The sequence below is a fragment of the Mesorhizobium sp. P2_F8 genome, from assembly GCF_056403655.1.
Window position 1 is genome coordinate 532288 of sequence record NZ_JBFUFB010000004.1, and the last position, 20917, is coordinate 553204.

Here is a 20917-nt window from a genome sequence, read left to right on the forward strand (position 1 = left end):
TCGCGGGTAAAGCGCGTCATGTTCGGAGGGATCGACGCAAGGTGCGTACAGCTCTTGCTTCAGGCCAATTTTCAGCCCCTGGGCCGGACATGGTAGAGTTCTAGCGAGGCGCCCTTGGTGTCGGCGATCGGCTCCAGCCATTCCGGCACGTTGCCGCGCATCAGCCCGGCAAGAAAACCGTCCGGCGCGGTGGAGGCCAGAAGCTGGCTTTCCGAGTTGCCGCGGCACAGCGCGACAAGGCCGACGTGATGATCGCCGATGATCGACCTGGCTTGCGCATCGGAACCGAGGAACGCGTCGAGCGCAAGCAGGTCTCCCGCGACGTTGCGGTGGTAGGGCCCGGCGAACACGCGATGCCCCGAGTACACCAGGATCGGCGATCCGATATTGGAGACGGCAAGCACGGTGGTATCGGGCAACCTACCGAGTGTGGCGAACGAAGCCTTGGCCTGGCAAGACGGGTCGACGCTCGCGCCGACACTGGCGTCGCTGGTGATTTTTACACCGGTTGCGAGCGCCGCCGACGCCACCTGGGCGGCGCCAGACCAGAGCGAGTTCACCGAGAGGAGCCAGGCTGCGGCCATCCGCAGCACCGAGCCGCGCGACGGGCTGGTTTCGGCCCGCTGCCGCCATTTGGCGATCCAGGCCGACAGCGGGATCACCGCGAAGACAATCGAGAATGTCGAGCCGCGCACTTGCCAGACACTGACCAAGAACGCCACGACCAGCAGCGTGGCGACGAGGCTGTCCTGGCGCCGCCAGCCGCCACGACGTGGGCGCAACGCCATCAGCACGAGCGCCACCAGCGGCGTGGCATAGCGCGCCGCCAGCTCGGCGGGATTGTGGGCGGCAAGCTGGAACAGCGACTGCGCCTCGTCGACATGATCGAGCCACAACGTCTTCAGGCGCGGATCGAGCCCGGCATAGGGCGAGGCCAGACATTGCGGAAACAGCAAAAGGAGGACCGCGCCGAGCGCAACGCCGAGCACGGCAAGCGACAGCCGACGCTGCCCGCGCCCGGCCGCTTCGAGCGAGGCAATCGCCGCAAGGCCGGTTCCGGCAAGAGCCGCGACGACGAACTGCATCGTCGAGAAGGCATCGCATTGCGTCTGGCCCCAGGCCGAAAGCGGGACGGTGGCGACGAAGACGAGTGCCGCGACGGCGGCAAAGCCAAGGCCGAAATCCCTGGCGATCAGTCTTTCGCCCGATGCGTCAAAGGCAAACAGCGTCGCCACGCAGACGCCGATGGCGGCGACATAGGGAGCGGTTTCCATGCCGACGGCCAGGGTCAGCGCGGCGCACAGGCCGGCAAGCAACGCCGCCGGCCTGCGCATGGGCGCTTCGATCAGGAAACTCAGGCTGGCGACGGTCAGCATCAGCTGGACATTGTGATGATCGAGGGCGGCCGGCTCGAAGATGCCGATGAAATACAGCGCCGCCGCGCCGACGATGACGGCGGGCAGCACCGCGCCATCGCCGGCAAAGCTGCGCGCGGCGCGAATGATGAAGACCATGGTCAGGCCGAAAAGCAGAGCCGGCCAGGCCACCTGCGCAACGTTCTCGGCCAGCAAGGTGTTGCCGGTCAGGCTCGATACTGCGAGCACAATGGCGGCGATAGGCGCATCGACCAGCCGCGACCAATGCATGACGAAGCCGCCTTCCAGGCCCATCCGGTATTGATGCAGGTCGAACCAGCCCTGGCCGGCCAAGAGATCGCGCACTTCGACCAGCCGCAGCAGATCGTCATTGTCGCCGCCGGCATTGTTCAGCGCCGGGAATCCAGCCCAGGCGTTGACGACAAGGAAGCCGAGCGTGGCAAGCAGCGCCAGCATGAGGTCCGCTCGCCAGGAGGCGCGTTCCCCGTCTTTGGAAAGCATCGCGGTATGAGCGGTGGTCATGGAGGGGGCTTTCAGCCTGTGTCTATCGGCGCACGCTAGCGCCGGCCGCTTCACAAAGCGTAAAGCGAGACGATTTTGCGCCACTTTTGGGCGCCAGGCATCAATCGCGCGCCGGAAACACCCACAGCGACGACAGAATGTAGCTCACCGTGCTTGCGGCAACCGTCATCAGCGCCGACATGGCGAGCGCCGACATGCCGAAACGGGTGACCGCCAGATGCGACACCAGGCCCGAAAACAAGGCGCATCCGACCTGCAGCGCGAGATAGCGCGGCATGGCGCTGGCATGATCGTGCTGGCCGCCGAATGTCCAGCCACGCTGTGCGCTATAGGCGACAACGAAGGTGATCGCATAGGCGACGACGCTGCCAATGAAGGGCGAAAGGCCCAGCGACACCAGGAGCCACGACAGGACGAACAGCAGCAATGCGGCGCCGACGCCGACCGTCAGGAACCGGAACAGGCGCGTCCGCACAAAGACCGGCAAGGCCTCGCTCATGCGTCGCGCGCCGGCCGTTGGTTAGCCGGCGATTCACAGGTCGGCAACTCATTGGCTGGGAGGTCCCGGGATTGCCCGGCCCGGCCGGACTTCAGCCGCTTGACCGGTATTTCCAGGACTCCGAGCAGGAAGGCCGAGAAGAAGACCTGCAATGAAATGACGATCAGGCTCAGGCCCAGCACGACGATGCGTGGGATCTCGGAATCGTCCAGCGGGCCGAAGCCGAGATGCGCCCAGCGCGCCACGGCATAGCCGAAGAACAAGACGCCGCCGGCAAAGCAGATGCCGGCATTGGCGGCGAGCCGATCGGTGCTTATGGTCCTGGTCAGCCAGTCGGAACGGCTGCTTGGCGGCAGGATGCCGGTTATCTCGGCATAGTATCGCGAAATGGCGCCGAAGGTGATGAGCTGCACGCCGGTGACGACCATGAAGCAGGCGGCGACGAATGTGTTGAGGTCGAGTGACAGATTGTCGATCACGCGCAGCGGCCCGAACACCAGCAGCGCCGCGAACAACAGGCCAAGGCCGGCGAGCACCGTGCCCGGGATGAAGAACATCCAGCGCGGGTTGTAGATCAGCAGGAACTTCAGGTGTCGCCAGCCGTCGCGCCAGGTCCTGAGATGCGGCGGCCGGCTGCGGCCGTCGGGCTTGAGCGTGGTCGGCACTTCCTCGATGCGCAGGCCGGCAAGGGCGCCGCGCACCACCATTTCGCTGGCGAATTCCATGCCGGTCGTCTGCAGGTCGAGCTTCCTGATGCTGTCGGCATTGAAGCCGCGCAGGCCGCAGTGGAAATCACCGGTCTTGATGCGGAAGAACAGGCGGCCGACAAAGCTGAGCACCGGATTGCCGAGGTAGCGGTGCAGCGGCGGCATGGCGCCGGCCTCGATGCCGCCCTGGAAGCGATTGCCCATGACCAGGTCGGCGCCGTCGCGCAGCCGCGCGACGAAGGCATCCAGCGCGCCGAAATCATAACTGTCGTCGGCATCGCCCATGATGACGAAGCGGCCCTTGGCGGCGGCAATGCCGCCCAGAAGGGCCGCGCCGTAGCCTTTCTGGGCCACCGGGACGACACGGGCGCCTCCCTGCGCGGCAATCGCCTGCGATCCGTCGGTGCTGCCATTGTCCGCGATCAGCACCTCGCCGGAGATGCCCGCTTTGTCGAGGAAGGCCTTCGCCTTGCCGATGCAGACGGCGAGCGTCTCGGCCTCGTTGAGGCACGGCATGAGAATGGTGAGTTCGAGCTGTTTGGTTGCGGAGGCGCGGATGGCGGTGACGGCGTTCATTGGTCGTTGTTCCATCGAGTGCCCGGCGCTGCGTCAATTCGGCCGGGCGCATTCGGGCTTACCGTTGCACGGCAAGGCTTAAGAAAGCGATGACGCGCAGCCTCGCCTTGTCTCCAATCGATCGGCACGGCGGCTTGCGGTTGTCTGATGCCAATCTTCAAAATGTCGCGATTGGCAGACGGTCAGTGAGCCTGTACAGGCAAGACAGTCGCCATCCGAGCCGCCGGAGACCTGCCATGAAGCTGAAAATCGCCGTCCAGATGGACCACATCTCCACCGTGTCGATCGCCGGCGACACGTCCTTCGCGCTATCGCTGGAGGCGCAGCGGCGGGGCCATCAGCTGTTCCACTACACGCCCGACCGGCTATCGCTGCGCGAGGGCAAGGTGTTTGCCCGCATCGAGGAGATGCAGGTGCGCGACGAGAAGGGCAACCATTATTCGCTGGGCGAGAAGGTGCGCACCGATCTGGAGGAAATGGATGTCGTGCTGCTGCGCCAGGATCCGCCTTTCGACATGAACTACATCACCACCACGCATATCCTCGAACGCATCCACCCAAAGACGCTGGTGGTCAACGACCCGGCCTGGGTGCGCAACAGCCCGGAAAAGATCTTCGTCACCGAGTTTCCCGACCTGATGCCGGACACGCTGATCACCAAGGATCCGATCGAAGTCGCCGCCTTCCGCAAGGAGTTCGGCGACATCATCATCAAGCCGCTCTACGGCAATGGCGGCGCCGGCATCTTCCACATGCTGGAGGCCGACCGCAACCTTGCCTCGCTGCTCGAAATGTTCGGCCAGATGTTCCGCGAGCCCTATATCGTGCAGCGCTATTTGAAGGATGTGCGCAAGGGCGACAAGCGCATCATCCTGATCGACGGCGAGCCGGTTGGCGCCATCAACCGGGTGCCGGCCGAGCACGATTCCCGCTCCAACATGCACGTCGGCGGCCGTGCCGAAAAGACCGAGCTGACGACGCGCGAGCGCGAAATCTGCGCCCGCATCGGGCCGGCGCTGAAATCGCGCGGCTTCATCCTCGTCGGCATCGACGTCATCGGCGACTACATGACCGAGATCAACGTAACGTCGCCAACGGGCGTGCGCGAGGTCAGGCGTTTCGGCGGCGCCGACATCGCTAGCCTGTTCTGGGACGCGGTCGAGGACAAGCGGAAGTAGGCCGTTTTCATTTTGTCTTAACCATGTTCTGCTTTTTCAACCGGGCACAACCCGGGCGCGACCGGCGGGGCTGGGTATTCCTGCAATGTTCCTGATTTGATCGATTCGATGTATGGCCCAGTGCGGATCGACACCGGCGATGGGCTTTCTTCCCACCCACTGACCTTGCTGTTTCCCGTTGGTTGCGCGACAGTTAATAACCCAAGCTTCCGATCGAAGCCGACTCATGAACGGTGCGTGCTTGCCGGTAGCTTCTTCAGCTTGCGTAAAGCAACCGCATGTTCTTGTAATGTTCTTGCCTAACTCCGAAATCTGTGGTTGTCTTGTCCGATCTCACTCGCGCCTTGATCGCCAAGGCATACGCGAACCACTATCCGGGGGCATAAAATGGTGGCGCGGGTTCGCACGGTCGCTTTCCAGGGCATCGAGGCCGTGCCGGTCGACGTGCAGGTGATGATCGCGCCCGGCAAGGTCAACATGCATATCGTCGGCCTGGCCGACAAGGCGGTGGCAGAAAGCCGCGAGCGGGTGCAGGCGGCCCTGCATGCCTCTGGCCTGTCGATGCCGTCGAAGAAGGTCACCGTCAATCTGGCCCCGGCCGACCTGCCCAAGGAGGGCAGCCATTACTTTGGCACAGGCCGCTGATTTGCGGGCTTTTTGAAGCCGCGCGGATTCCCACTCACCAGATGCTCACCATGAAAAAGCCCGCCACCAGGGAAGAGGCAGCGGGCGCTAGTTCGGGAGGAGTGCCGGGTGTCCCCTATGCCCGCGAAACAACGGTACGCCTCGCCTAGCTGGATAATAAGCTCGCGCCGGTTGAAGCCCTGCATATTCAAGCTGCGTGACTTTTTTGCCACAAGATTGGTGCCAGCGGTTAATGCTTATCGCCGTTTGGATTTGGTGCCGGAGCCTCTCGCACATCGCGCGGTGGCGGATCGATATGCTTAGGCTCTGGTGACGCTTCCTTGTCTAGACGACGGACAGGTGTCTGCTTCGGGTCGGGCTGCTTCGGTGGCCGATCTTTGATTTTGTTTTGCATATCCACTTCCTCCCATCCCTGAAACCGGATCGCCGCTCTCTTTGTTCCCAAAGCGCCCTTAAAAAGCCCGACACCGTGAGGCAGCGACATCACGAGTTCGCGATCCTCCGGATGAGTGGTGGTCCCAAAAGCTAGTTCGCCGGGTGCTCCCAAGATCCGAGCGCCCTACCGAAACGCTTTGGGAGAACAGCCATGAAACATCCCTTCATTCCGACAATGCTGGGCTTGCTCGTAGCCTCCGCCGGCACGGCTTTAGCTGGCAATGTCCACACCGTAATCGGGTCGCCAGGCCAGCCCAGCCAAGCGATTGGAACCACTGCAACAGGAAGTGCTACCCCTGGCCACGCCGCTGTCGCTCCGGGCTCAGCCTTCAACCCCGACTGTAATGCGGGGACACACTACGCGGGCGAGCAACCGCAGAACTCAAACAATCCGAAGAGTGTATCTCAATACGACGTGGCCGGATTCCAGCAGTCCCATAACCATTGAGAGTGACGGCCCGGTCGGGCAAACACAGGCCCGCTGCCGTGGGCGGCGGGCCTCAAGTGTCCGAAGGGCATTTGTTCAGATCGTCTTGCTAGCCAACCGAGCAATGTCATCCATGATGCAATTGAAGTCCTGGCCGTCAAATTCCCACGTGCGATGCACTCGCTCCTTCGCCGCGAGATCGGCCAGCGTCTTTGCAGGGTAGCGAAGCAGCGCGTTAGCTGCGTTCCCCGTGCGGTGGGTCTGTTTGGAGTATTCTCGATCGAGCCTGCCATAGCCTGTCTTGCGCCGGGCGGCAGCATCGGCCTTGTTATAGGCGCGCATGGCCTCTGTATGTTCGACGCTGGCGCGGCTCGGCGGCAGCTCTGCGAGATCAGCGACAGCCGTCCGCCGAATCCGTTCGACTTCCTCCGCTGTCATTTCGCCCATGACAGGTCGCCGGCCCTTGATGTCAAAATAGCGTTGCTCTGCTGCGTTTAGCGCCGGCTCTAAGGCGCGAAGCTTTTTCCACTCGGCATGAAAAGCAGCTTCGAGGATTGCCACCTGCGACGGGACTGGCGGAGCCGCCTTCCTGACGAATGGATCGTGTTTCCTCTCCAGGTAGACGGAGTTCAAAACGCCTTCCTCATCACTCTGGACAGGGACAGCCTGCCCAAGCCAGGCGCCCGTTATCGTGGGGTCGATTGCCTTGGCCGCATCCCTGAACTGGGCGGCCAATTGAAGGAGTTGCTCCGCAACCCCCAGGTCACCAACCGGCTCTTCTCCAGCCAATACACCTACCACTGAGCCGCCGCAGATGGATGCGGTCAGAGCGGCAGTGCTGGTAACAAGATGGCGACGGTTGACATGCTGGTTCATGATTGAACTCCCTACTTCGATTGTGACCGGCCTTGCTTGCTCATTGATGGTCGCTGAGTCGCGGCGGTTGAACGAGCCGAAGAGCCGGCGAAGTTGGGGAAATCCTGGCGAGATGGTCATCATGGTTTCTTCCTCGTTAATGGGTGTGACGGCGAGAGCGGTTCTGTGGTTGACTTTGGGCATGCCTTCGGCGGCAGCCCGAACAGCGGTGTTCGGCATGTGGTACCTTCTGGACATTTCTAGTTATAGAAACCTGTTTACTATGTCCGGTAACCTAAAACCAAGTTAAGTCATTGTCAATGGGTTTCTAGGTATGATAACTAGAAAAGGCAATGTGAGATAGAAAATGCTTACTACCGGAAATCAGTTGAAAGCCGCTCGCGCCTTGGTCGGCATCGAGCAGAAGGACCTTGCAGAACTTGTCGGCGTCAACGTCAACACCGTTCGCAGCATGGAGGCCGCAGGCGCCGGTCCGATAGCCGGCAGAGCTCAAAACGTCCAGGCCGTGCAACGAGCCTTGGAGGGCCGTGGCATTGAGTTCTTGAACCATGGCCGGCCAGGAGTGCAGCTAAGGGAACAGTCGTGACTGCCAACGCACCCTGCGCACTCTTTGGCGCACTCATCGTGGGGTTGTTCGGCGCCCCCGCAACCGCGACTCCGCTGGTCGGTGTTCCGTCGGTCGTTGATGGCGACACCATAGAAATGCACGGGCAGCGAATTCGCTTGAGCGGCATCGACGCACCTGAAAGCGCTCAACTCTGCTTGGACGCGGCTTGGAAGAAATACCGCTGCGGGCAGAAGGCGTCTCTCGCCCTAGCAGACTTCCTGAAGTCTCATCGTCCGACGTCGTGCATTGAGGTTGATCGGGACCAATTCAGACGCATGGTTGCCGTCTGCACGGCCGGCGGTGTCGACATCGGCGAATGGATGGTTAGACGAGGGTACGCGCTTGATTGGCCGCGATACAGCGCAGGATTTTACACAAAGGCTCAGAACGAGGCCCAGGCAGCCAAGCGCGGTATGTGGGACGGATCGTTCGAAAGGCCGTGGGAATGGCGCAAGCAGATGACGGTCCAATAAGCTACTTGCGCAATCAGCTCTTGGCCGCCTTGCGATGGCGAACCTTTTGCAGTTCACTGCACGCTGCGGGAACAAATTCTATGCGCAAGCGATATCTCTTCGCAGCTTTGGCTATTGCCGGCTGGCTGAGGCGCGATGCTTGCGGAATGGGACAGCGAGAGGGGCAGATAATGACGATGAGGCGTCGCGGCAGGCGAAAGAGGCTGGGCGGCATCACCTATAATTACGACAAGAACGGGAGCTTATCGTCCACCACGACAAAGCAGGGCAAACGTCAGACGACCACACACAGCAACAAGACTGGAAAGACGACAATAACCACGAAGCTGTTAGATGGCTGGGTGGATGTGCAGACGTCGGGAGAAAAGCGGAAGCCTGGGAGGCCCCGAAAAAAGGCTGAGAGCACCGGGATCTTTGCAGCGGTCATTGGCCTAGTGCTGGTCTGGATAGCACATCGGTTTCTGTAACGCGCGATACGGAGGCGCTTCGATCATGACCCGAGCATCCATCGCCGAAGAGCTTGAGAGTGCCGCCGACCGCATTGCGGATATACCGCGTGCGGATCTGCAGATCATCCTTCGCCGCGCTGCGTTGATGCTCCGGAACGTCGCAGGCGTGCCACTGGAACCGGCGACAGAAGATGCGCTCAATTCCATAGCCGCCGAAATGGGTATCGGTAAGTCGGATCTCATTCAGATCGTGCTGCGGGAGTGGCTGGAAACGAACGCTTATCTGCCGGTCCGGATGATCGATGAAGAAAGCGAGACAGACGGGAGCGCTTGAGCAAAGGCTTCCGCGATTACACCCAACTTGCGCGCCGGCCATGCTTTCGCCACCCGGCCGAAGTCTAATTGGCGTCGTCCGACCCATCGCGGCTCCCGAGCGGGTGGAAGAAGGAATCTACCATGGCTTCGACCACAGCGTTGATCTGGTATCTGGTAATCGCCGGTCCGCAGGGAGGATTGGTCGTGCTGCCAAGCACCTTCGACACGCGTGAACAATGCTCTACCGCCATCACCGAATATCAGAAACAGCCAGCGCCGGCCGGTTGGTCGCTGCAGTGCGTCCCGAGCGCCTCACCCTTTGCCGACAATGGGTCGGCAGAGTAAGGAGCATCGCAGCGATTGCGCCTCGACACTTGCCGGCATGACGCAGCGTCAAGACTCAGCTAATCTAACGCTGCGGCGGACCTTTTCCGCTTGGCCGGCGCCTTTCAGGCAACCTCCCCCTCTGGCGCCGGCCTTCTTCTTCCTAAGCTTGCCTTCGCGCACAGGTTGCGCGATGCTGCCCTTGGGGAAATAAAGAGATGGGGCAATCCAATGGCAGCAGAGATCAACAGCGAGAAGCAAGCAATTGCCATCGACAAGTGGGAGGTGGCCATGAGTGAAGCAGTCGGAGGCGTCGTTCTACTACTGTTCCCGACCGAAGGCGATGTTGTCCCGGTCATCCTCAGACCCGCTCAGGCAACTAAATTGGGCCGCGATCTACAATCGCCCAAGTTCATACCGAAGCCGACGGTCCAATGATCTGGCGCTAAAGGCAGCGCGATATGATCGGGATGGCCGCTTGCCTCCTGATGGCCGGCATGGGCGCCTACTTGCTGTTGCGCTAGGGTTGTCCGCCGAGCGGCGCCGGGGTGAGGTTGAAAAGGGGAACGAGTCATGGCGGAGCGTAGCGGGAAGACTGCATATCCGAAGATCGGCGTGTGGTTCGACGGTGAAAAGGAGATCCATCTGAGCATCGAGGGCCAGGGTCTTTCGACGGTGAACGCAGATGCCGCCAGCGCCAGAGGCAACCCGCACCTGTTCGACAAGCTGGCGAAGGCTCTTCGCGACAGTGGCAAGCCTCACCCGACAATCATAAAATAGCTGACTGTCGCCGACCGCCCTTACGGGGGGGGCGAAGCTTTGCGCTGCATCCTTTGGAGAGGATGCAGTTTTTGGGAGGGGGTAGATTGTGAATAAGTCGATCGCGGCGATGTTTATGATCGTTGGACTTTGCACCTGGGCTTCACCGGGCTTTAACGGGATCTTTTTTGCTCCCTCTGATGTAAGCGTCGGGGACGGCCGATTATTGCTTCTATCCTGATCTCCGCCGCAGCAATCCTATGGTTCATGAACCCGCAGAAGGGCTAGCGCCTCTTCGGCCTCGGCGTGATCTCCTCAATCCGCACCTTTGGGCTTCCGCGATCAAACCATAGGCTAACGCGATCCCGCTGTTCACAATACAAACTACAAGCGGTTGATTCCTTTGGGGTGTAGCCGCTCCATCAGAGGTCCGTCGCGTGGGGGCACGCGGCGGACTGCTCGTGGCCGGCGGGGTTTCGCCGCGATTTCAAATCCAGCGATCTCCCGAGCGCGCCTGTGATCTGCGCAACTTGCGCGGGCACGTTCATCGCATCCACGAAACAGCTAGCAGACAGCAATTGGCGTCTTGGCGGTAATCAAATAATTCACTCTCTTGCACTGTGCGTTCGCTCATTTCACCCTGTTCCGAGACCAACCCCAGCAGCTTTCCACTTTCCTTGGCGCTGAATTGCTTGGCCAACAGTTTCTTGTAGTACACCAGCATATCTGCGGGGACTGCGAAGCCACGCCGAAAGTCTGCCGCGGCTTTCTGGGTGCGGGTGATGCCCAACTGGCTGGCAGTAGCCTTAACAGAAGCCACGCTACAGTTAAGCCGTGTGGCTATAACTTTCGGGCTTTCGTTGTTTGCATAGCCTTCCTTGATTGCTATCCGCCGTTCTGTCATTCCAACGCGCTGTCGAACGCTTCTATCCATCTGAATTCTCCGAACTTTTCCGAGAAACAACATCCGTAAACGTAGGCTGTTCCACGCAACGTCATCGGTAAGACCATTGCGTTTTTCGATCAGACTTAAGTCCACATGCCCCACATGGCGCGCGCTATCTTGTCATTGTCGATCGAACGTCGGTTTCCAGGCCGGCATGGGCGCCTTACCTTGCAGCATTCACCACGTAGGTTGTGGAGGGCTTGTCGGTCATGGTCGGCTGCCTGGTGATGAAACACCACCATCGCGACGAATGGGCTGAGGAGGCTCCGGTTTTTCTTCTATGCCCTTCGTCGGGCGTAGATAGAAAAGGCCATATGCCAACAGCAGATATCCAACCTGCAATATGATCAAGGCGAGGAAGGTCCAGGCCATCGCCCTCCAGAACGAACCCGTTGCCAGGTAAGTCCAGATCGCCACTACGGCCGACGTGGTGAACATCCCCACCAGGAACTGCGGAAAAAACACTGGCCTACCCCACTGGCCGTTCCCCAACGGCTCCCTCATGGAAATCTCATTTAGCAAGGCCCGCCGCCTCATTTGCGAAGCGACGGGTACCCCAACCCCATGTCTGTCAATGCAATTGCGGTGCCAGACCTGTTGACCCGTTATGGGGCACCTTGCCGATATCCTTAGGCGCGGGAGGGTCTGATTCAGTGCTACAGAGCCCGCCAGCGCGCGTTTCTCGTCGCCCGCTCTCCTACACCGCCGACGCGCCCCGCGCGTCCTGGCGCTTGCCTGTGGCTTAAGCCATGCCCCGTTGTTGCAAGCGCGCCCTTGCGGGAGCGAAGCTTTGGCGTGATGCTGCGGACCATGATCGGGAGTTCCGTTATGTTGGCCACGAAAAGTCCGTCGATCGCCTTTCTTGCCGGGATAGCAGTTTGTTGTGCCACGAGTGTCGCCGAGGCTCGGCCCGACACGCGCACGATGAGCTGCGAGCAGCTTCAGCAGTTGATCCAGAGCCGGCACGCCGTGGTGCTGACCACCGGCCCCAACACATATGACCGCTATGTGCGCCAGTTCGGCAATGAGTGCGACTGGCCCGACATGCCGATGTCCGCCGCCGTTCCAACCCGCGACGGCCAATGCCGCGTCTATCACTGTGAGGAACCGAGCTACAATCTACTGGTGCGATAACGCCATGAAGGACGTGTGGAGCCCCATCCGGCGCTTTGCCCTCGACTTGGCCTACAAGCTTGCTGGCGGCCTTGCTATCGGCCTGGGCATCGCCATAGGGCATGCATTGGCAGGCTAAAGCTGTCAGTGCCTCTTCACCCTTCGGCGTGATCTCCTCGACCCGCACCTTGTCGCCGATCTCCCTTGCCCAGGCCAGCGCCTTGGCCTTGTCCTTGGTGGTCAGCAGGGTGCGCCAATGCGGCTTCTCGAACACGCTCACGACGAAGGTCGTTACCGGCTTTTCAGGCATCTCTTTCCCCCGCTGAAAGCCCGCGCCGCTTGCGGGGGCGCGGGCCGATCAGGAAGGACACCCGATCTTCGGCAAGCGATGGAGGGCACCGCCTGCCGCAAGCGAGAATATTTAGAAGTCACTAATGTCCCGTCAACCTAGTGGGCCGAACGTGATCAAACCGCAGGTTTCATGGAATGAAGCCCACTGCCTAGCGGTGGCGGGCCTCTTCAAGACACGAGAACGCGAGGTACCCACACTCATGGCACTTGTACAAATTCTGGTCTCGTCTGCCGTGGTCAACCATGGGCTCCTGCCTTCCTCGCCATACCCAGCAGCGCGGACATTGAGGCGTATCGTCTATAAGGGGCTGATACGTATCTAAGCGGGCACCCGCGGCGACCTTGTCGTCCAGATCGGATTCCAGTTTTGCCTTGGCTTCATCGTGCAGTTCCAGTCTGCGCCTTAGGTCTCCGGCCTTCTTCTTCTCGTCGAAAGCCAACCGCTCGGCGTCGCGCGTGAGGGTTTCCCAGAAGCGGAACATTGCTGATGGAGTGCAAATGGCGCGGAATGCAAGATGGCCCTATGAGGTACATCCGAATGAGGTACAGCGAGCCTCACGGTGGCAGGTTTTCAATTTAATTCGCACACGGCCATTTGAATTGCGGCGCGGACCCATACTGATTACCTGCCCGGCATGGACAAGATGAAGCTCACGATCTGGATCGTGCTGGCGGTACTAATCGTGGTCGGCATATATCTGTTTTTACAAGCGGACGCGCCCGATTGGTCATCGCGCCTTTGATCGCCGCTACCCAGCCGTAGGAGGCCGCACCGGTCCGGTGGTGTTCCACGGGATGAACTCGACTTCCTTCCCCGTCATTTGTGCAGGAAGTTGACGCCGCGTGTGCTCATCTCGCCATCATAAGTCCGTAACCTTTAAGAACCCGCCGCTCCATTCACGGCAGCGGCGGGCCGTCCCTTAGGGATCATGGGGACTTGCCGGGGAGGTTGGTTGCCCCTGCCAACCAAACAACTATTAGAATGCTCTAATGTTCCATTGCGCCTTCGCGGAACGCACTCGTAATTTGTTAGTCAGGAACCACAGTGCTGGCTACTTCCGCACAATCCATTCGAGCATCTCGGAGTCGATTTCCTCCAAGCCGGTAAAGGCGCGGATCAAAGCCGTGGCATGATTGCGCCATTGATCGGCTGGGATGTTCTCTTCGAGAACGAACTTTTTGAACGCCTCGCGAATGACGTCGCAATCAAAGGCAGAAACGGCTTCAGATTCTCGCTGACAAGCTTGGGCCACAAGAGCCTCCCGCGTTAGTTGGGCGGGAGCACCTGAGTTGACTTCCAAGCGCCCGTTTGCCGAGCAAGGTGCGGGCGACTTCGGGAGTGTACGCTTCCGACAGTGGGCTAGCGAGTCATTTATCTACGGAACTAGAAGCCCCTTGCTACGTTGCGCCTTAGCATGACCGAAGTACCGCTAAGCGCTGTAACCGTTGCAGTTCAGCGCTTGGTCAAAGAGACAGGCATCACCGAAGCACAAGCACGCGAGCTTATCGCCTTCCTTGGGCCCCACAATTGGCCATCGCTCATGCGGGAAGCGCGCATTCTAGTCGAAGGGGCAGGCGGTTGAAGGCCAGCCAGGCGATCATGCAGTCAGCGATGGCAGGTCGGCCGGCAGCTTGGCCTGATACAGCGTGAACGCAGCGACATCGGAAAAGCAGCTTGCGATTGCGCGGGCAATGATGCGCGCCGGTCGGCATTTTAGAGCGCCGGCGGGGCGTTGCGCATCAACAAACGTGCGATGAGGAACCGATGACGACGACGGAAACTTCAAAAATCCTCCTCACCGCTCCTATAGAGCTTGCCGGCGACTGGGGCCGCATGCTGGATGGCGCAGCAGATCAGGTCGTCGAGCGCATGCGGCATGCATGCCTTGACGGCGTCCGCCTGCTCTCCGACCGCCAGCCGACGCGCCTGCGTGTCGACGAGCACACTTCCGGCACGCCGGCGGTCTGGCTGCATCCCGACGGCAGCAGCATGGCCTGGATCATTGTCGACATCGGGGAGCGCGATTGGTCGAAGCTAACCTACCAGTTCGGACACGAGCTCGGCCACGTGTTTGCTAATAGCTGGCAGCCGGATGCCAAGCCGGCAACGCCCTGCCAGTGGCTCGAGGAAGCGATGGTTGAAGCATTCTCGCTGCGCGGCCTCGGGCGTCTGGCGGAGGACTGGAAGGAGAACCCGCCGTTCACCGGCGACAACGCTTTCGGCGATGCCATTGCCGCGTACCGCGAGAACATCATCCGAGGCTATTCCGCGCTCGCCGGCAGCCAGGGGCTGACGCGCGACGCCGCGGCGTGGTTCGCCGACCATCGCGGCGAGATTGAGATGCCCGCCCTCAATCCGTTCGCCCGGGCGATGTCTGTGACCATCCTTGCCGCATACGACCGCGCGCCGCAGTGCGTCGAGGCGCTCGGCGCACTCAACCGCTGGCCCGGCCGCACGGGTGTGCCGATCGGCGAGTATCTCGGGCGATGGGAGGCGAGTTGCGCCGAATTGGGCGCTTCGCCCAGCTTGCCGATCCACCTGCGTGACCTGCTGCACGTTCCGCAGTGAGGCAAGTAAAGGAATTCCGGCGTTGAATGTGGACCTGAAGCGCCGACCGCAGCGGCCTGCTGCGCCTTGGAGGCGCGCTTTGCTGGACGGGAAGCCGACTACCGGTTCTGGCGCCTTCAAGGAGCTGGACGCGGCAAAAACGGTAGCCCGCCACTGAGGAAGAAATCGATGCTCGCTAAGAGAACCGCGATTGCTCTGCTCTCCTGCCTGGCCATTTCGGGCTGTGGTATGGCCAAAGCTGCGAGGGAAACCGGTCAGACGTTCGACAAGTATGGATGCCTTGCTCGTGCCTTCAAAGGCCAGCCCCCCTGCGAACCTGACAATGCCGCAGCGCCCTGACGGGGGAGGCAGAGCACGGGCCAACGAGGTGTGCCCGGTAATGTTTGCAGCACGATCAAGCTCGGACGCGAAGCACTGGCAATGGCGACATCAACGGAACTGCTTATTTTTAGTCAATCTGCATATATTTAGCACCTTGGTTGGCTTCATGCAGGCGTCACAATGGCGATGAAGATTAGTAACGCCGAAGGGGTTCGATCCTCCCCTTTCGGGGTTCCCAATCGATCCTCCCAAGGCCCGGCTTCAAATTCAAATCGCTCGGACCACCCGGCGAGTCGGCACCGTATTACCGGGAGCCCGGCAAGGGAGCCGAGGACACCTTATGTCACACTAGTGCCACCTCAGACGCCGAAGAAGTAACGACCTTATCGCCTCTTCGGCTTTGGCGTGATCTCCTCGATCCTCACCTTGTCGCCGATCTCCTTCGCCATGGCAAAGGCCCTTTTCTCGAACACGGTTGTCGGCTATCTCTTCCCGCGCCTCGGCAAAGAGCGGCCCGATCAGAAGCCGCCAACTCATATATCGCGCCAAGCCTGTGGACAGTAACCGGCTGTTCCTTGACGGCCAACACCTCGCGCGCTTGGTCTGTTTTCCTCTTTGTGGCTTGGCCATGGAACCAGACTGAGCCGGCTTTCGTTGCTGTAGGGCGAGTCTACCGAGAGAGGGATAAACCGTCCATGAAAACATCCACATATGCAGTCATCGCGCTGCTCGCCAGTGCGCTTTTGGTATCGGCCTGCGCAAACACAATCCGTGGCGCCGGCAAGGATGCTGCCAACACCGTCAACGCTACCCAGAACGCCGGCAAGAGAGTTGCCACCGCCGCGAACTGAGCCTCGCGGTGGTCTGCCCAAGTGAATGGCCGCCATGATTGGGCGGCCCTTTCTTTTTCAGGCCGAAGCGCGTTGTGCTCGCGCTTCACTAATTGCCCTTGGATTTCCCCTTTTAGGCGCCGGGACTGCTGTCCGGCGTATAGATCAGGCCGACTTTCCTGCCGCCACACCTGCCGCATTTCAGTTTTCGAACGAGGTCATCTGCCATTGCCGGCGCATCCGGTCCGAACCGATCGCGGAGCTTCACTAGGTCGAGCGACTGGCTATGGTTGCAAGGCGCGTAATGGCAAAACGCCGTCACCGTCATCTTCGCGTCGATCAGTGATTGAAACGTCCAGCCCTTTGCCATCCGGCTGATATAGCCTTCAATCTTCCTCTCGAAAATCCTGGAGCAATGCGTGCGTGCTTAGCGTTCGGTTCCCACGCGTGCTAGTCGACCTCGATAATCTTCCGACCTGGCTTCTTGGCTGCCGGTTGACGACGTTTGACCGGAGCCGTCTTTTCGATAGATGCTTCCACAGAAAGGCGCTGCTCGCGCAGTCGCGCCGTCTTGGCATCTCTCGCTAGACGCTCAGCCTCGATCGTCAGTTTCGATTCGCGATCAGCGCGGTCAATCCGTTCCTTGTCGACGCGTCGTTGGGTCAAGAAAGCCTCCCTTGGCTAACTGACCGATGGAATGCGGCTCATGCTAAAATGTTCCGTGCTTTAGAGCGCCGTGATGAACGGTTGTGTTAGCCAAACCGTTTCACGCCTTTTTCCCTTATTAGCGCTCGCGAATGGATGTATGATCGACTTGACGACATCGGTCGCCGTTAGGGGACCATTCGGTGCATGCGGTCGGCACACGACACATGGCGGGACTGGCAGGCGTGGTAGCCGCGGCTGCAGTGCTGGAGGATGGCTCTGCGTTAGCGCACAGGCCGAATAGCACCTGGACCTATCCGCCGGCCTGCTGCCACGGCGATCCGGTGACGGGAGAATGTGGCCAGATCCCAAGCAGAACCGTCACACCACGACCCGACGGTTATGTCGTCGGCGGCGAGGATGTCGATGTCGAGCATGTCGCCCAGTGATCGAGCAATGGGCGAGGTGCGCAAGGTCGGCAAGCACGGGAACGGCTATGTCGCCAAGCTGGTCAACAACCAGCTCTGGAAGGTCCACGCTGCGGCGATCGGCGAGGCGATGATCACAGCCAAGCTCGCCGGCCTTGAGCCGGAAATTTGGTGGTCGGCTGCAGTCCCCGCCCCAAGCGCCGCTCCATAGTGCTTACATTGGTATAGCCGCCAGCGGCGCGGGACTGTGGCCGACGGGTCGAACCAGACGATGACGTCGCGACCCTTGTCCCCGACACCGCCCCGCAGCTGCACTTCAACGACCCCGGGGATCTTGGTCGCGAGATAATCGGAGGCCCATTCGAGGGTTAGGCGCTCAAACTCTGCTGCGCTGAACTGGGCAAGGCGATCAAGTGGCTTAACCGGCAGGCCCGCGCCGACTCCCAGAAGGCGAGCATTTGCGTTCGGCCATGGTGTTGGCATCGGCAGAGCCGCAAGTTTTGAATCGGCCAGTCTGACCTCAGTCTTGCCCACATTCCCCCCGGTAGTTTGCAAGAATCATGATGCATTGATTTGTCACAGACTTCCACAGGTTACTAGCGCGAAAGCCCAAAGACGATTGCCTGATTTCGCAAAGAAACTCTCGACCTAAACAGGCCGCTTGGGATTTCTTGCGCCGCGATCAAGGTCGTTGTCGCTGATCGCTTCTAGTTCGGCGGACAAGCCCGTGGCGTTGGCAGTGATGTCAGCTTTGGAAGGTGGCAGGAGTCTTTGGAACGACCGACGTGCGGCGCAAAACAGCCACGGAACCTCTGCCACCGCGAATAGGCCGAAGGTCCAACATTTGAGCCGCTTACTTTACTCGTCCATCAGGTTACGACCAATAAATCCGACAAGGGAAATTGGACCCGCTGGTCTTGGCGGATCCCAGGCCGACCCGACTTCATCTGCCAACCGCCGCATAGACTCTGCCCACCCAGTCAACTTGGCTGTCCATTCAGGCGTCATGCGCCGGTCAATTGCCCAGCCCTCAAAAACGTCGGCCAAGTGGATCATATGGCGATGGCCGAGCTCCTCTCGTAGGTCCTCCGACCAGCGTTGCTCTGCAGCTTGATCGAACATGCGTGCGAGTCCTTCACCCGAGGACTTTGACTGGTTCCTGCGCTGCTCCATTGCGTTCAACGCGAGTAGGTTGTTCGCCGCGCGGCGCAGCTCTGTTCTTTTTTCCGAGCTCAGTTCTTCAGCCGTTTCAGCCCGGCTTTCGAGCTTTCGAGCCAGTACAATCCTTTGCTGAGGTGTCATACGGGGCATTGGTTTAACTGTCGCACTGTTCGGCGCCTAGGCCACTCATCTAGAATCGAGGATTTGCTGGTGTCGTTCGATTGAACTTCTGCCCCGAAAGAAGCCGCAACCCAACGACGACTCCAGTCCCAGAAATAAAAACTCCTCTCGAGCGAGCACGTATCACCTCGGAAGGGTGAAGCAGTCTCCCTCACAGGTAATTTTGGCAAGGTCTGATTTCGCGACGCGCACGGGACGGAAAACGCGGACAACAGCGGGCTTGCGATCGGCGTCAACGTAGACTCTCCACCCGTTTGCGGAGCCCTTTTGGGACCCATGAACATTGGCGCAAACTCGACGGTTGTTTCTTCACAACTGCCCCCGAAACAGATGGTGGCATGGGGTGCCGGTCCATCAAGTGAGCCATCGACATAATTGGCACACCCCGCAAATGCTTGGCCGGAGGCGCTGACAGCTAAGAATGCGGCAACAGGAGCTTGGACCAAGGTTTTCATCAGCGTATCCACTAATCGACGAGAAACTCACAGATGTGCTCGGCGTGGTAGCGCGCTCCGTATGGCGACCCTGCCTCTTCAGCGAGGAACGCGCGGTCGCGCATGTGGCCGCGGATGCAAGGCTGGTAGGGCGAAAACTGCGCATAGACCCAGATCGCCAGAAAGGCGCCGATGATGATGCTCGCCTCGATGATGCGATCGCGCGTGCCCCCGGTCATCGGTTCGGTCCCTCAGTGAACAAGATTAAATGCGCAGCAACTTGTGTCGACACAATATCCGGTTTTTGGATAATATGAAATTCGGATTACCGCAACGTCGAAGCGAAATTTGCTCGACGAGCGGATGGCCAAAACCCTGCATTCGGACCGCCATCGGCGACTTACTGAGCTGCTGAGCGAGAAGCGAAAGCAGGCAGGATTGACGCAGGCAGCTGTCGCCAAAGCTCTCGGTCGCCATCAACCGTTTATCGCGAACATTGAAAATGGCGATCGCCGATTGGACCTGGTTGAGTTTCTCGACCTGGCCAAGGCAGTCGGCTTCGATCCGTATGAAGTCATGCGCCAAATTGAGGCCGTCGACCCGCCAAAGGATTAGGATTGCTCGGCTCCGGATCCGTTCAATGGACGGCGCAGTTGGCTTCCGCGCGAAAGAAACATTTATGAGAACCTACGGCGGGCGCGGACTGATCGCGCTGGCCTGCCGTCCCGCAAACTGGCATGTCTCATCGAGGGCGCGGTACCCGCGGCGGGGAGCATCGGCCTTTACGGGGCGAATTCCCTGGGTGCGCGTTCAAGGACACTTCCTCGTCAACTGCCCGAAGTGAATATCGACAAACGAAATTAAGAACAGGCATATGTCTATCGACGTGTCCAGCAAAGGGGGCGCATGTGAAGGTGCTTGTCTGCGGAGGTCGAGATTTCACGGACCACGCTTTCATCCACGCAGAGCTCGATCGTCTGCACGCGCAGCATCATTTCGAGGTCGTTATCGAGGGCGACGCGAGGGGTGTAGATCGCATTGCTGGTGAGTGGGCGCGTGCGAGTGGCGTTGAACTGATGGTGTTTCCTGCCGACTGGAAGGGCGAAGGCAGACATGCCGCGTTGATCCGCAACGAACGAATGGTGCGCGAGGGTAAGCCCGATCTGGTCTGCGGATTCCCGGGCGGCGGCGGAACCTGGTACACATGTTCCCTCGCCGAGAAGCTCGGAATCACCGTTATCAGGCTGGCCTGACCTCGAAGAAGCTTCCGCCGCGGACGCCGGCTACCTCCTGCTCAACGACTGACGGCATTCAGCTTGAGGGCTATCTCCGAGAAAGCGCGCAGCGTCGCCTGCTCCAAAGCCACTGCCTTTTCGTAGAGCCTATTGTATTTCCGCCAGTGCATTCCGGCCGGCTTGTCTAAGAATTGCAGCGGCATGTTTGCGGATGCTCCAAGGCGCTGGCGCAACTTCCGGGCTTTGGAGAGACACCGAAAGCGAGGATCTTCGCTCTGGGAGCGATATGTGATGTTGATTTCCACCGAGAACTGACCCGGCATTTCCACCGAGAAGTGACCCGCCTCTCATGTATGTTTCGGTTCGGTGTTGACGGTCAAGGTTCTGGCTTTCTCCTTCGCTTTTTTAGGCTCGTGTGCGGAGCTGTTTTTGAACCGGAAGCTGTCGTTCCCGGTTTCCAGGATGTGGCAATGGTGGGTCAGTCGGTCGAGAAGCGCGGTCGTCATCTTGGCATCGCCGAAGACACTGGCCCACTC

29 protein-coding genes and 1 pseudogene are annotated in these 20917 nt (G+C 60.1%); 16 read left to right on the forward strand and 14 right to left on the reverse strand.

Translation table 11 applies throughout. The features are described 5' to 3' along the window. Positions 1 to 71: 71 nt before the first annotated feature. The 3 genes from AC1DZP_RS13345 to AC1DZP_RS13355 form a co-directional block, all read right to left on the reverse strand. Positions 72 to 1898: a GtrA family protein gene (locus AC1DZP_RS13345; protein ID WP_477302883.1), complete on the reverse strand. Its 1827-nt coding sequence runs from the start codon at positions 1896 to 1898 to the stop codon at positions 72 to 74. Positions 1899 to 1998: 100 nt separating this feature from the next. After that, a complete protein-coding gene (locus tag AC1DZP_RS13350) occupies positions 1999 to 2397 on the reverse strand; it encodes a GtrA family protein (RefSeq protein ID WP_477302885.1) in 399 nt (132 codons plus the stop codon). Beyond that, positions 2394 to 3680 (reverse strand): glycosyltransferase family 2 protein, encoded by a 1287-nt coding sequence (locus AC1DZP_RS13355; RefSeq protein ID WP_477302887.1) that lies wholly within the window; start codon positions 3678 to 3680, stop codon positions 2394 to 2396. Before AC1DZP_RS13355 ends, AC1DZP_RS13350 begins: the two co-directional genes overlap by 4 nt. A 236-nt stretch (positions 3681 to 3916) precedes the next feature. On the opposite strand from AC1DZP_RS13355, the gene gshB reads away from it, so the two are divergent. Beyond that, complete coding sequence (gene gshB, locus AC1DZP_RS13360; protein ID WP_477302889.1) at positions 3917 to 4858, forward strand: glutathione synthase; 942 nt, start codon at positions 3917 to 3919, stop codon at positions 4856 to 4858. Positions 4859 to 5245: 387 nt separating this feature from the next. Continuing rightward, a pseudogene (locus AC1DZP_RS13365) lies at positions 5246 to 5485 on the forward strand (magnesium chelatase domain-containing protein); the annotation flags it as partial. Between the two features lie 976 nt (positions 5486 to 6461). Here AC1DZP_RS13365 and AC1DZP_RS13370 read toward each other — a convergent pair. Then, positions 6462 to 7460 carry a pseudouridine synthase family protein gene (locus tag AC1DZP_RS13370; protein WP_477224912.1) on the reverse strand — a complete coding sequence of 333 codons (999 nt, stop codon included), beginning with the start codon at positions 7458 to 7460 and terminating at the stop codon, positions 6462 to 6464. A gap of 127 nt (positions 7461 to 7587) precedes the next feature. Here AC1DZP_RS13370 and AC1DZP_RS13375 point away from each other — a divergent pair, with 127 nt between their 5' ends. The 7 genes from AC1DZP_RS13375 to AC1DZP_RS13405 all read left to right on the forward strand — a co-directional run bounded on the left by AC1DZP_RS13375 (position 7588) and on the right by AC1DZP_RS13405 (position 10189). Further along, positions 7588 to 7827: a helix-turn-helix domain-containing protein gene (locus AC1DZP_RS13375; protein WP_477224911.1), complete on the forward strand. Its 240-nt coding sequence runs from the start codon at positions 7588 to 7590 to the stop codon at positions 7825 to 7827. Further along, positions 7824 to 8321 (forward strand): thermonuclease family protein, encoded by a 498-nt coding sequence (locus AC1DZP_RS13380; RefSeq protein ID WP_477302891.1) that lies wholly within the window; start codon positions 7824 to 7826, stop codon positions 8319 to 8321. Before AC1DZP_RS13375 ends, AC1DZP_RS13380 begins: the two co-directional genes overlap by 4 nt. An 80-nt stretch (positions 8322 to 8401) precedes the next feature. Further along, on the forward strand, positions 8402 to 8788 hold the full coding sequence (locus AC1DZP_RS13385) for a hypothetical protein (protein ID WP_477302893.1): 387 nt from the start codon (positions 8402 to 8404) through the stop codon (positions 8786 to 8788). A gap of 25 nt (positions 8789 to 8813) precedes the next feature. Then, entirely contained in the window at positions 8814 to 9104 is a 291-nt protein-coding gene (locus tag AC1DZP_RS13390) for a hypothetical protein (protein WP_477224909.1), read from the forward strand. Between the two features lie 122 nt (positions 9105 to 9226). Further along, positions 9227 to 9430: a hypothetical protein gene (locus tag AC1DZP_RS13395; RefSeq protein WP_477224908.1), complete on the forward strand. Its 204-nt coding sequence runs from the start codon at positions 9227 to 9229 to the stop codon at positions 9428 to 9430. A gap of 210 nt (positions 9431 to 9640) precedes the next feature. Next, the gene (locus AC1DZP_RS13400; RefSeq protein ID WP_477224907.1) at positions 9641 to 9847 is read left to right on the forward strand and encodes a hypothetical protein; all 207 of its coding nucleotides are present in this window, start codon (positions 9641 to 9643) and stop codon (positions 9845 to 9847) included. Between the two features lie 135 nt (positions 9848 to 9982). Next, the gene (locus tag AC1DZP_RS13405; protein ID WP_477302895.1) at positions 9983 to 10189 is read left to right on the forward strand and encodes a hypothetical protein; all 207 of its coding nucleotides are present in this window, start codon (positions 9983 to 9985) and stop codon (positions 10187 to 10189) included. Between the two features lie 523 nt (positions 10190 to 10712). Here AC1DZP_RS13405 and AC1DZP_RS13410 read toward each other — a convergent pair. Next, entirely contained in the window at positions 10713 to 11102 is a 390-nt protein-coding gene (locus AC1DZP_RS13410; RefSeq protein ID WP_477302897.1) for a hypothetical protein, read from the reverse strand. Positions 11103 to 11321: 219 nt separating this feature from the next. Further along, positions 11322 to 11579 (reverse strand): hypothetical protein, encoded by a 258-nt coding sequence (locus tag AC1DZP_RS13415; protein ID WP_477224904.1) that lies wholly within the window; start codon positions 11577 to 11579, stop codon positions 11322 to 11324. 363 nt (positions 11580 to 11942) lie between these two features. On the opposite strand from AC1DZP_RS13415, the gene AC1DZP_RS13420 reads away from it, so the two are divergent. Next, positions 11943 to 12248 (forward strand): hypothetical protein, encoded by a 306-nt coding sequence (locus AC1DZP_RS13420; protein ID WP_477302899.1) that lies wholly within the window; start codon positions 11943 to 11945, stop codon positions 12246 to 12248. Between the two features lie 479 nt (positions 12249 to 12727). Here AC1DZP_RS13420 and AC1DZP_RS13425 read toward each other — a convergent pair whose 3' ends face one another. Then, complete coding sequence (locus tag AC1DZP_RS13425) at positions 12728 to 13060, reverse strand: hypothetical protein (RefSeq protein ID WP_477302901.1); 333 nt, start codon at positions 13058 to 13060, stop codon at positions 12728 to 12730. 570 nt (positions 13061 to 13630) lie between these two features. Beyond that, a complete protein-coding gene (locus AC1DZP_RS13430) occupies positions 13631 to 13831 on the reverse strand; it encodes a hypothetical protein (RefSeq protein WP_477224902.1) in 201 nt (66 codons plus the stop codon). A gap of 512 nt (positions 13832 to 14343) precedes the next feature. Between AC1DZP_RS13430 and AC1DZP_RS13435 the strand changes: the two genes are divergently transcribed. Both AC1DZP_RS13435 and AC1DZP_RS13440 read left to right on the forward strand, forming a co-directional pair. Continuing rightward, complete coding sequence (locus tag AC1DZP_RS13435; RefSeq protein WP_477302903.1) at positions 14344 to 15147, forward strand: hypothetical protein; 804 nt, start codon at positions 14344 to 14346, stop codon at positions 15145 to 15147. Between the two features lie 1016 nt (positions 15148 to 16163). After that, a complete protein-coding gene (locus AC1DZP_RS13440; RefSeq protein ID WP_457154839.1) occupies positions 16164 to 16319 on the forward strand; it encodes an entericidin domain-containing protein in 156 nt (51 codons plus the stop codon). 112 nt (positions 16320 to 16431) lie between these two features. On the opposite strand, the gene AC1DZP_RS13445 is transcribed toward AC1DZP_RS13440, so the two are convergent. Beyond that, positions 16432 to 16668, reverse strand: coding sequence for a hypothetical protein (locus AC1DZP_RS13445; RefSeq protein ID WP_457151013.1), 237 nt, complete (start codon positions 16666 to 16668; stop codon positions 16432 to 16434). Positions 16669 to 16748: 80 nt separating this feature from the next. Beyond that, on the reverse strand, positions 16749 to 16964 hold the full coding sequence (locus AC1DZP_RS13450; RefSeq protein WP_477224900.1) for a hypothetical protein: 216 nt from the start codon (positions 16962 to 16964) through the stop codon (positions 16749 to 16751). A gap of 206 nt (positions 16965 to 17170) precedes the next feature. Between AC1DZP_RS13450 and AC1DZP_RS13455 the strand changes: the two genes are divergently transcribed. Next, positions 17171 to 17392: a hypothetical protein gene (locus AC1DZP_RS13455; protein ID WP_457151012.1), complete on the forward strand. Its 222-nt coding sequence runs from the start codon at positions 17171 to 17173 to the stop codon at positions 17390 to 17392. Beyond that, positions 17379 to 17582, forward strand: a complete 204-nt coding sequence (locus AC1DZP_RS13460) for an NAD-binding protein (RefSeq protein WP_477302905.1) — start codon at positions 17379 to 17381, stop codon at positions 17580 to 17582. Before AC1DZP_RS13455 ends, AC1DZP_RS13460 begins: the two co-directional genes overlap by 14 nt. 647 nt (positions 17583 to 18229) lie before the next feature. On the opposite strand, the gene AC1DZP_RS13465 is transcribed toward AC1DZP_RS13460, so the two are convergent. Together AC1DZP_RS13465 and AC1DZP_RS13470 are read right to left on the reverse strand one after the other, a co-directional pair. After that, positions 18230 to 18682, reverse strand: coding sequence for a hypothetical protein (locus AC1DZP_RS13465; protein ID WP_477302906.1), 453 nt, complete (start codon positions 18680 to 18682; stop codon positions 18230 to 18232). A gap of 496 nt (positions 18683 to 19178) precedes the next feature. Next, on the reverse strand, positions 19179 to 19385 hold the full coding sequence (locus AC1DZP_RS13470) for a hypothetical protein (RefSeq protein WP_477302908.1): 207 nt from the start codon (positions 19383 to 19385) through the stop codon (positions 19179 to 19181). A gap of 124 nt (positions 19386 to 19509) precedes the next feature. Here AC1DZP_RS13470 and AC1DZP_RS13475 point away from each other — a divergent pair, with 124 nt between their 5' ends. After that, positions 19510 to 19761, forward strand: coding sequence for a helix-turn-helix domain-containing protein (locus AC1DZP_RS13475; RefSeq protein WP_477302910.1), 252 nt, complete (start codon positions 19510 to 19512; stop codon positions 19759 to 19761). A 293-nt stretch (positions 19762 to 20054) separates the two neighbouring features. Then, a complete protein-coding gene (locus AC1DZP_RS13480; protein ID WP_477302912.1) occupies positions 20055 to 20399 on the forward strand; it encodes a DUF2493 domain-containing protein in 345 nt (114 codons plus the stop codon). A gap of 41 nt (positions 20400 to 20440) precedes the next feature. Here the strand turns inward: AC1DZP_RS13480 and AC1DZP_RS13485 are convergent, their stop codons facing one another. Next, positions 20441 to 20584, reverse strand: a complete 144-nt coding sequence (locus AC1DZP_RS13485; RefSeq protein WP_477302914.1) for a hypothetical protein — start codon at positions 20582 to 20584, stop codon at positions 20441 to 20443. A gap of 144 nt (positions 20585 to 20728) precedes the next feature. Further along, on the reverse strand, positions 20729 to 20917 hold a 189-nt coding region (locus AC1DZP_RS13490; RefSeq protein ID WP_477302916.1), incomplete at its 5' end, for an ATP-binding protein.

Excerpts from the sequence above, each read along its gene's own strand:
- AC1DZP_RS13345 (WP_477302883.1), bottom strand. The coding sequence starts at position 1,898 with ATGACCACCGCTCATACCGCGATGCTTTCCAAAGACGGGGAACGCGCC.
- AC1DZP_RS13350 (WP_477302885.1), bottom strand. The coding sequence starts at position 2,397 with ATGAGCGAGGCCTTGCCGGTCTTTGTGCGGACGCGCCTGTTCCGGTTC.
- AC1DZP_RS13355 (WP_477302887.1), bottom strand. The coding sequence starts at position 3,680 with ATGAACGCCGTCACCGCCATCCGCGCCTCCGCAACCAAACAGCTCGAA.
- gshB (WP_477302889.1), top strand. The coding sequence starts at position 3,917 with ATGAAGCTGAAAATCGCCGTCCAGATGGACCACATCTCCACCGTGTCG.
- AC1DZP_RS13370 (WP_477224912.1), bottom strand. The coding sequence starts at position 7,460 with ATGCCGAACACCGCTGTTCGGGCTGCCGCCGAAGGCATGCCCAAAGTC.
- AC1DZP_RS13375 (WP_477224911.1), top strand. The coding sequence starts at position 7,588 with ATGCTTACTACCGGAAATCAGTTGAAAGCCGCTCGCGCCTTGGTCGGC.
- AC1DZP_RS13385 (WP_477302893.1), top strand. The coding sequence starts at position 8,402 with ATGCGCAAGCGATATCTCTTCGCAGCTTTGGCTATTGCCGGCTGGCTG.
- AC1DZP_RS13390 (WP_477224909.1), top strand. The coding sequence starts at position 8,814 with ATGACCCGAGCATCCATCGCCGAAGAGCTTGAGAGTGCCGCCGACCGC.
- AC1DZP_RS13395 (WP_477224908.1), top strand. The coding sequence starts at position 9,227 with ATGGCTTCGACCACAGCGTTGATCTGGTATCTGGTAATCGCCGGTCCG.
- AC1DZP_RS13400 (WP_477224907.1), top strand. The coding sequence starts at position 9,641 with ATGGCAGCAGAGATCAACAGCGAGAAGCAAGCAATTGCCATCGACAAG.
- AC1DZP_RS13405 (WP_477302895.1), top strand. The coding sequence starts at position 9,983 with ATGGCGGAGCGTAGCGGGAAGACTGCATATCCGAAGATCGGCGTGTGG.
- AC1DZP_RS13410 (WP_477302897.1), bottom strand. The coding sequence starts at position 11,102 with ATGGATAGAAGCGTTCGACAGCGCGTTGGAATGACAGAACGGCGGATA.
- AC1DZP_RS13420 (WP_477302899.1), top strand. The coding sequence starts at position 11,943 with ATGTTGGCCACGAAAAGTCCGTCGATCGCCTTTCTTGCCGGGATAGCA.
- AC1DZP_RS13425 (WP_477302901.1), bottom strand. The coding sequence starts at position 13,060 with ATGTTCCGCTTCTGGGAAACCCTCACGCGCGACGCCGAGCGGTTGGCT.
- AC1DZP_RS13435 (WP_477302903.1), top strand. The coding sequence starts at position 14,344 with ATGACGACGACGGAAACTTCAAAAATCCTCCTCACCGCTCCTATAGAG.
- AC1DZP_RS13440 (WP_457154839.1), top strand. The coding sequence starts at position 16,164 with ATGAAAACATCCACATATGCAGTCATCGCGCTGCTCGCCAGTGCGCTT.
- AC1DZP_RS13445 (WP_457151013.1), bottom strand. The coding sequence starts at position 16,668 with ATGGCAAAGGGCTGGACGTTTCAATCACTGATCGACGCGAAGATGACG.
- AC1DZP_RS13455 (WP_457151012.1), top strand. The coding sequence starts at position 17,171 with ATGGCGGGACTGGCAGGCGTGGTAGCCGCGGCTGCAGTGCTGGAGGAT.
- AC1DZP_RS13460 (WP_477302905.1), top strand. The coding sequence starts at position 17,379 with ATGTCGCCCAGTGATCGAGCAATGGGCGAGGTGCGCAAGGTCGGCAAG.
- AC1DZP_RS13465 (WP_477302906.1), bottom strand. The coding sequence starts at position 18,682 with ATGCCCCGTATGACACCTCAGCAAAGGATTGTACTGGCTCGAAAGCTC.
- AC1DZP_RS13470 (WP_477302908.1), bottom strand. The coding sequence starts at position 19,385 with ATGACCGGGGGCACGCGCGATCGCATCATCGAGGCGAGCATCATCATC.
- AC1DZP_RS13475 (WP_477302910.1), top strand. The coding sequence starts at position 19,510 with ATGGCCAAAACCCTGCATTCGGACCGCCATCGGCGACTTACTGAGCTG.
- AC1DZP_RS13485 (WP_477302914.1), bottom strand. The coding sequence starts at position 20,584 with ATGCCGCTGCAATTCTTAGACAAGCCGGCCGGAATGCACTGGCGGAAA.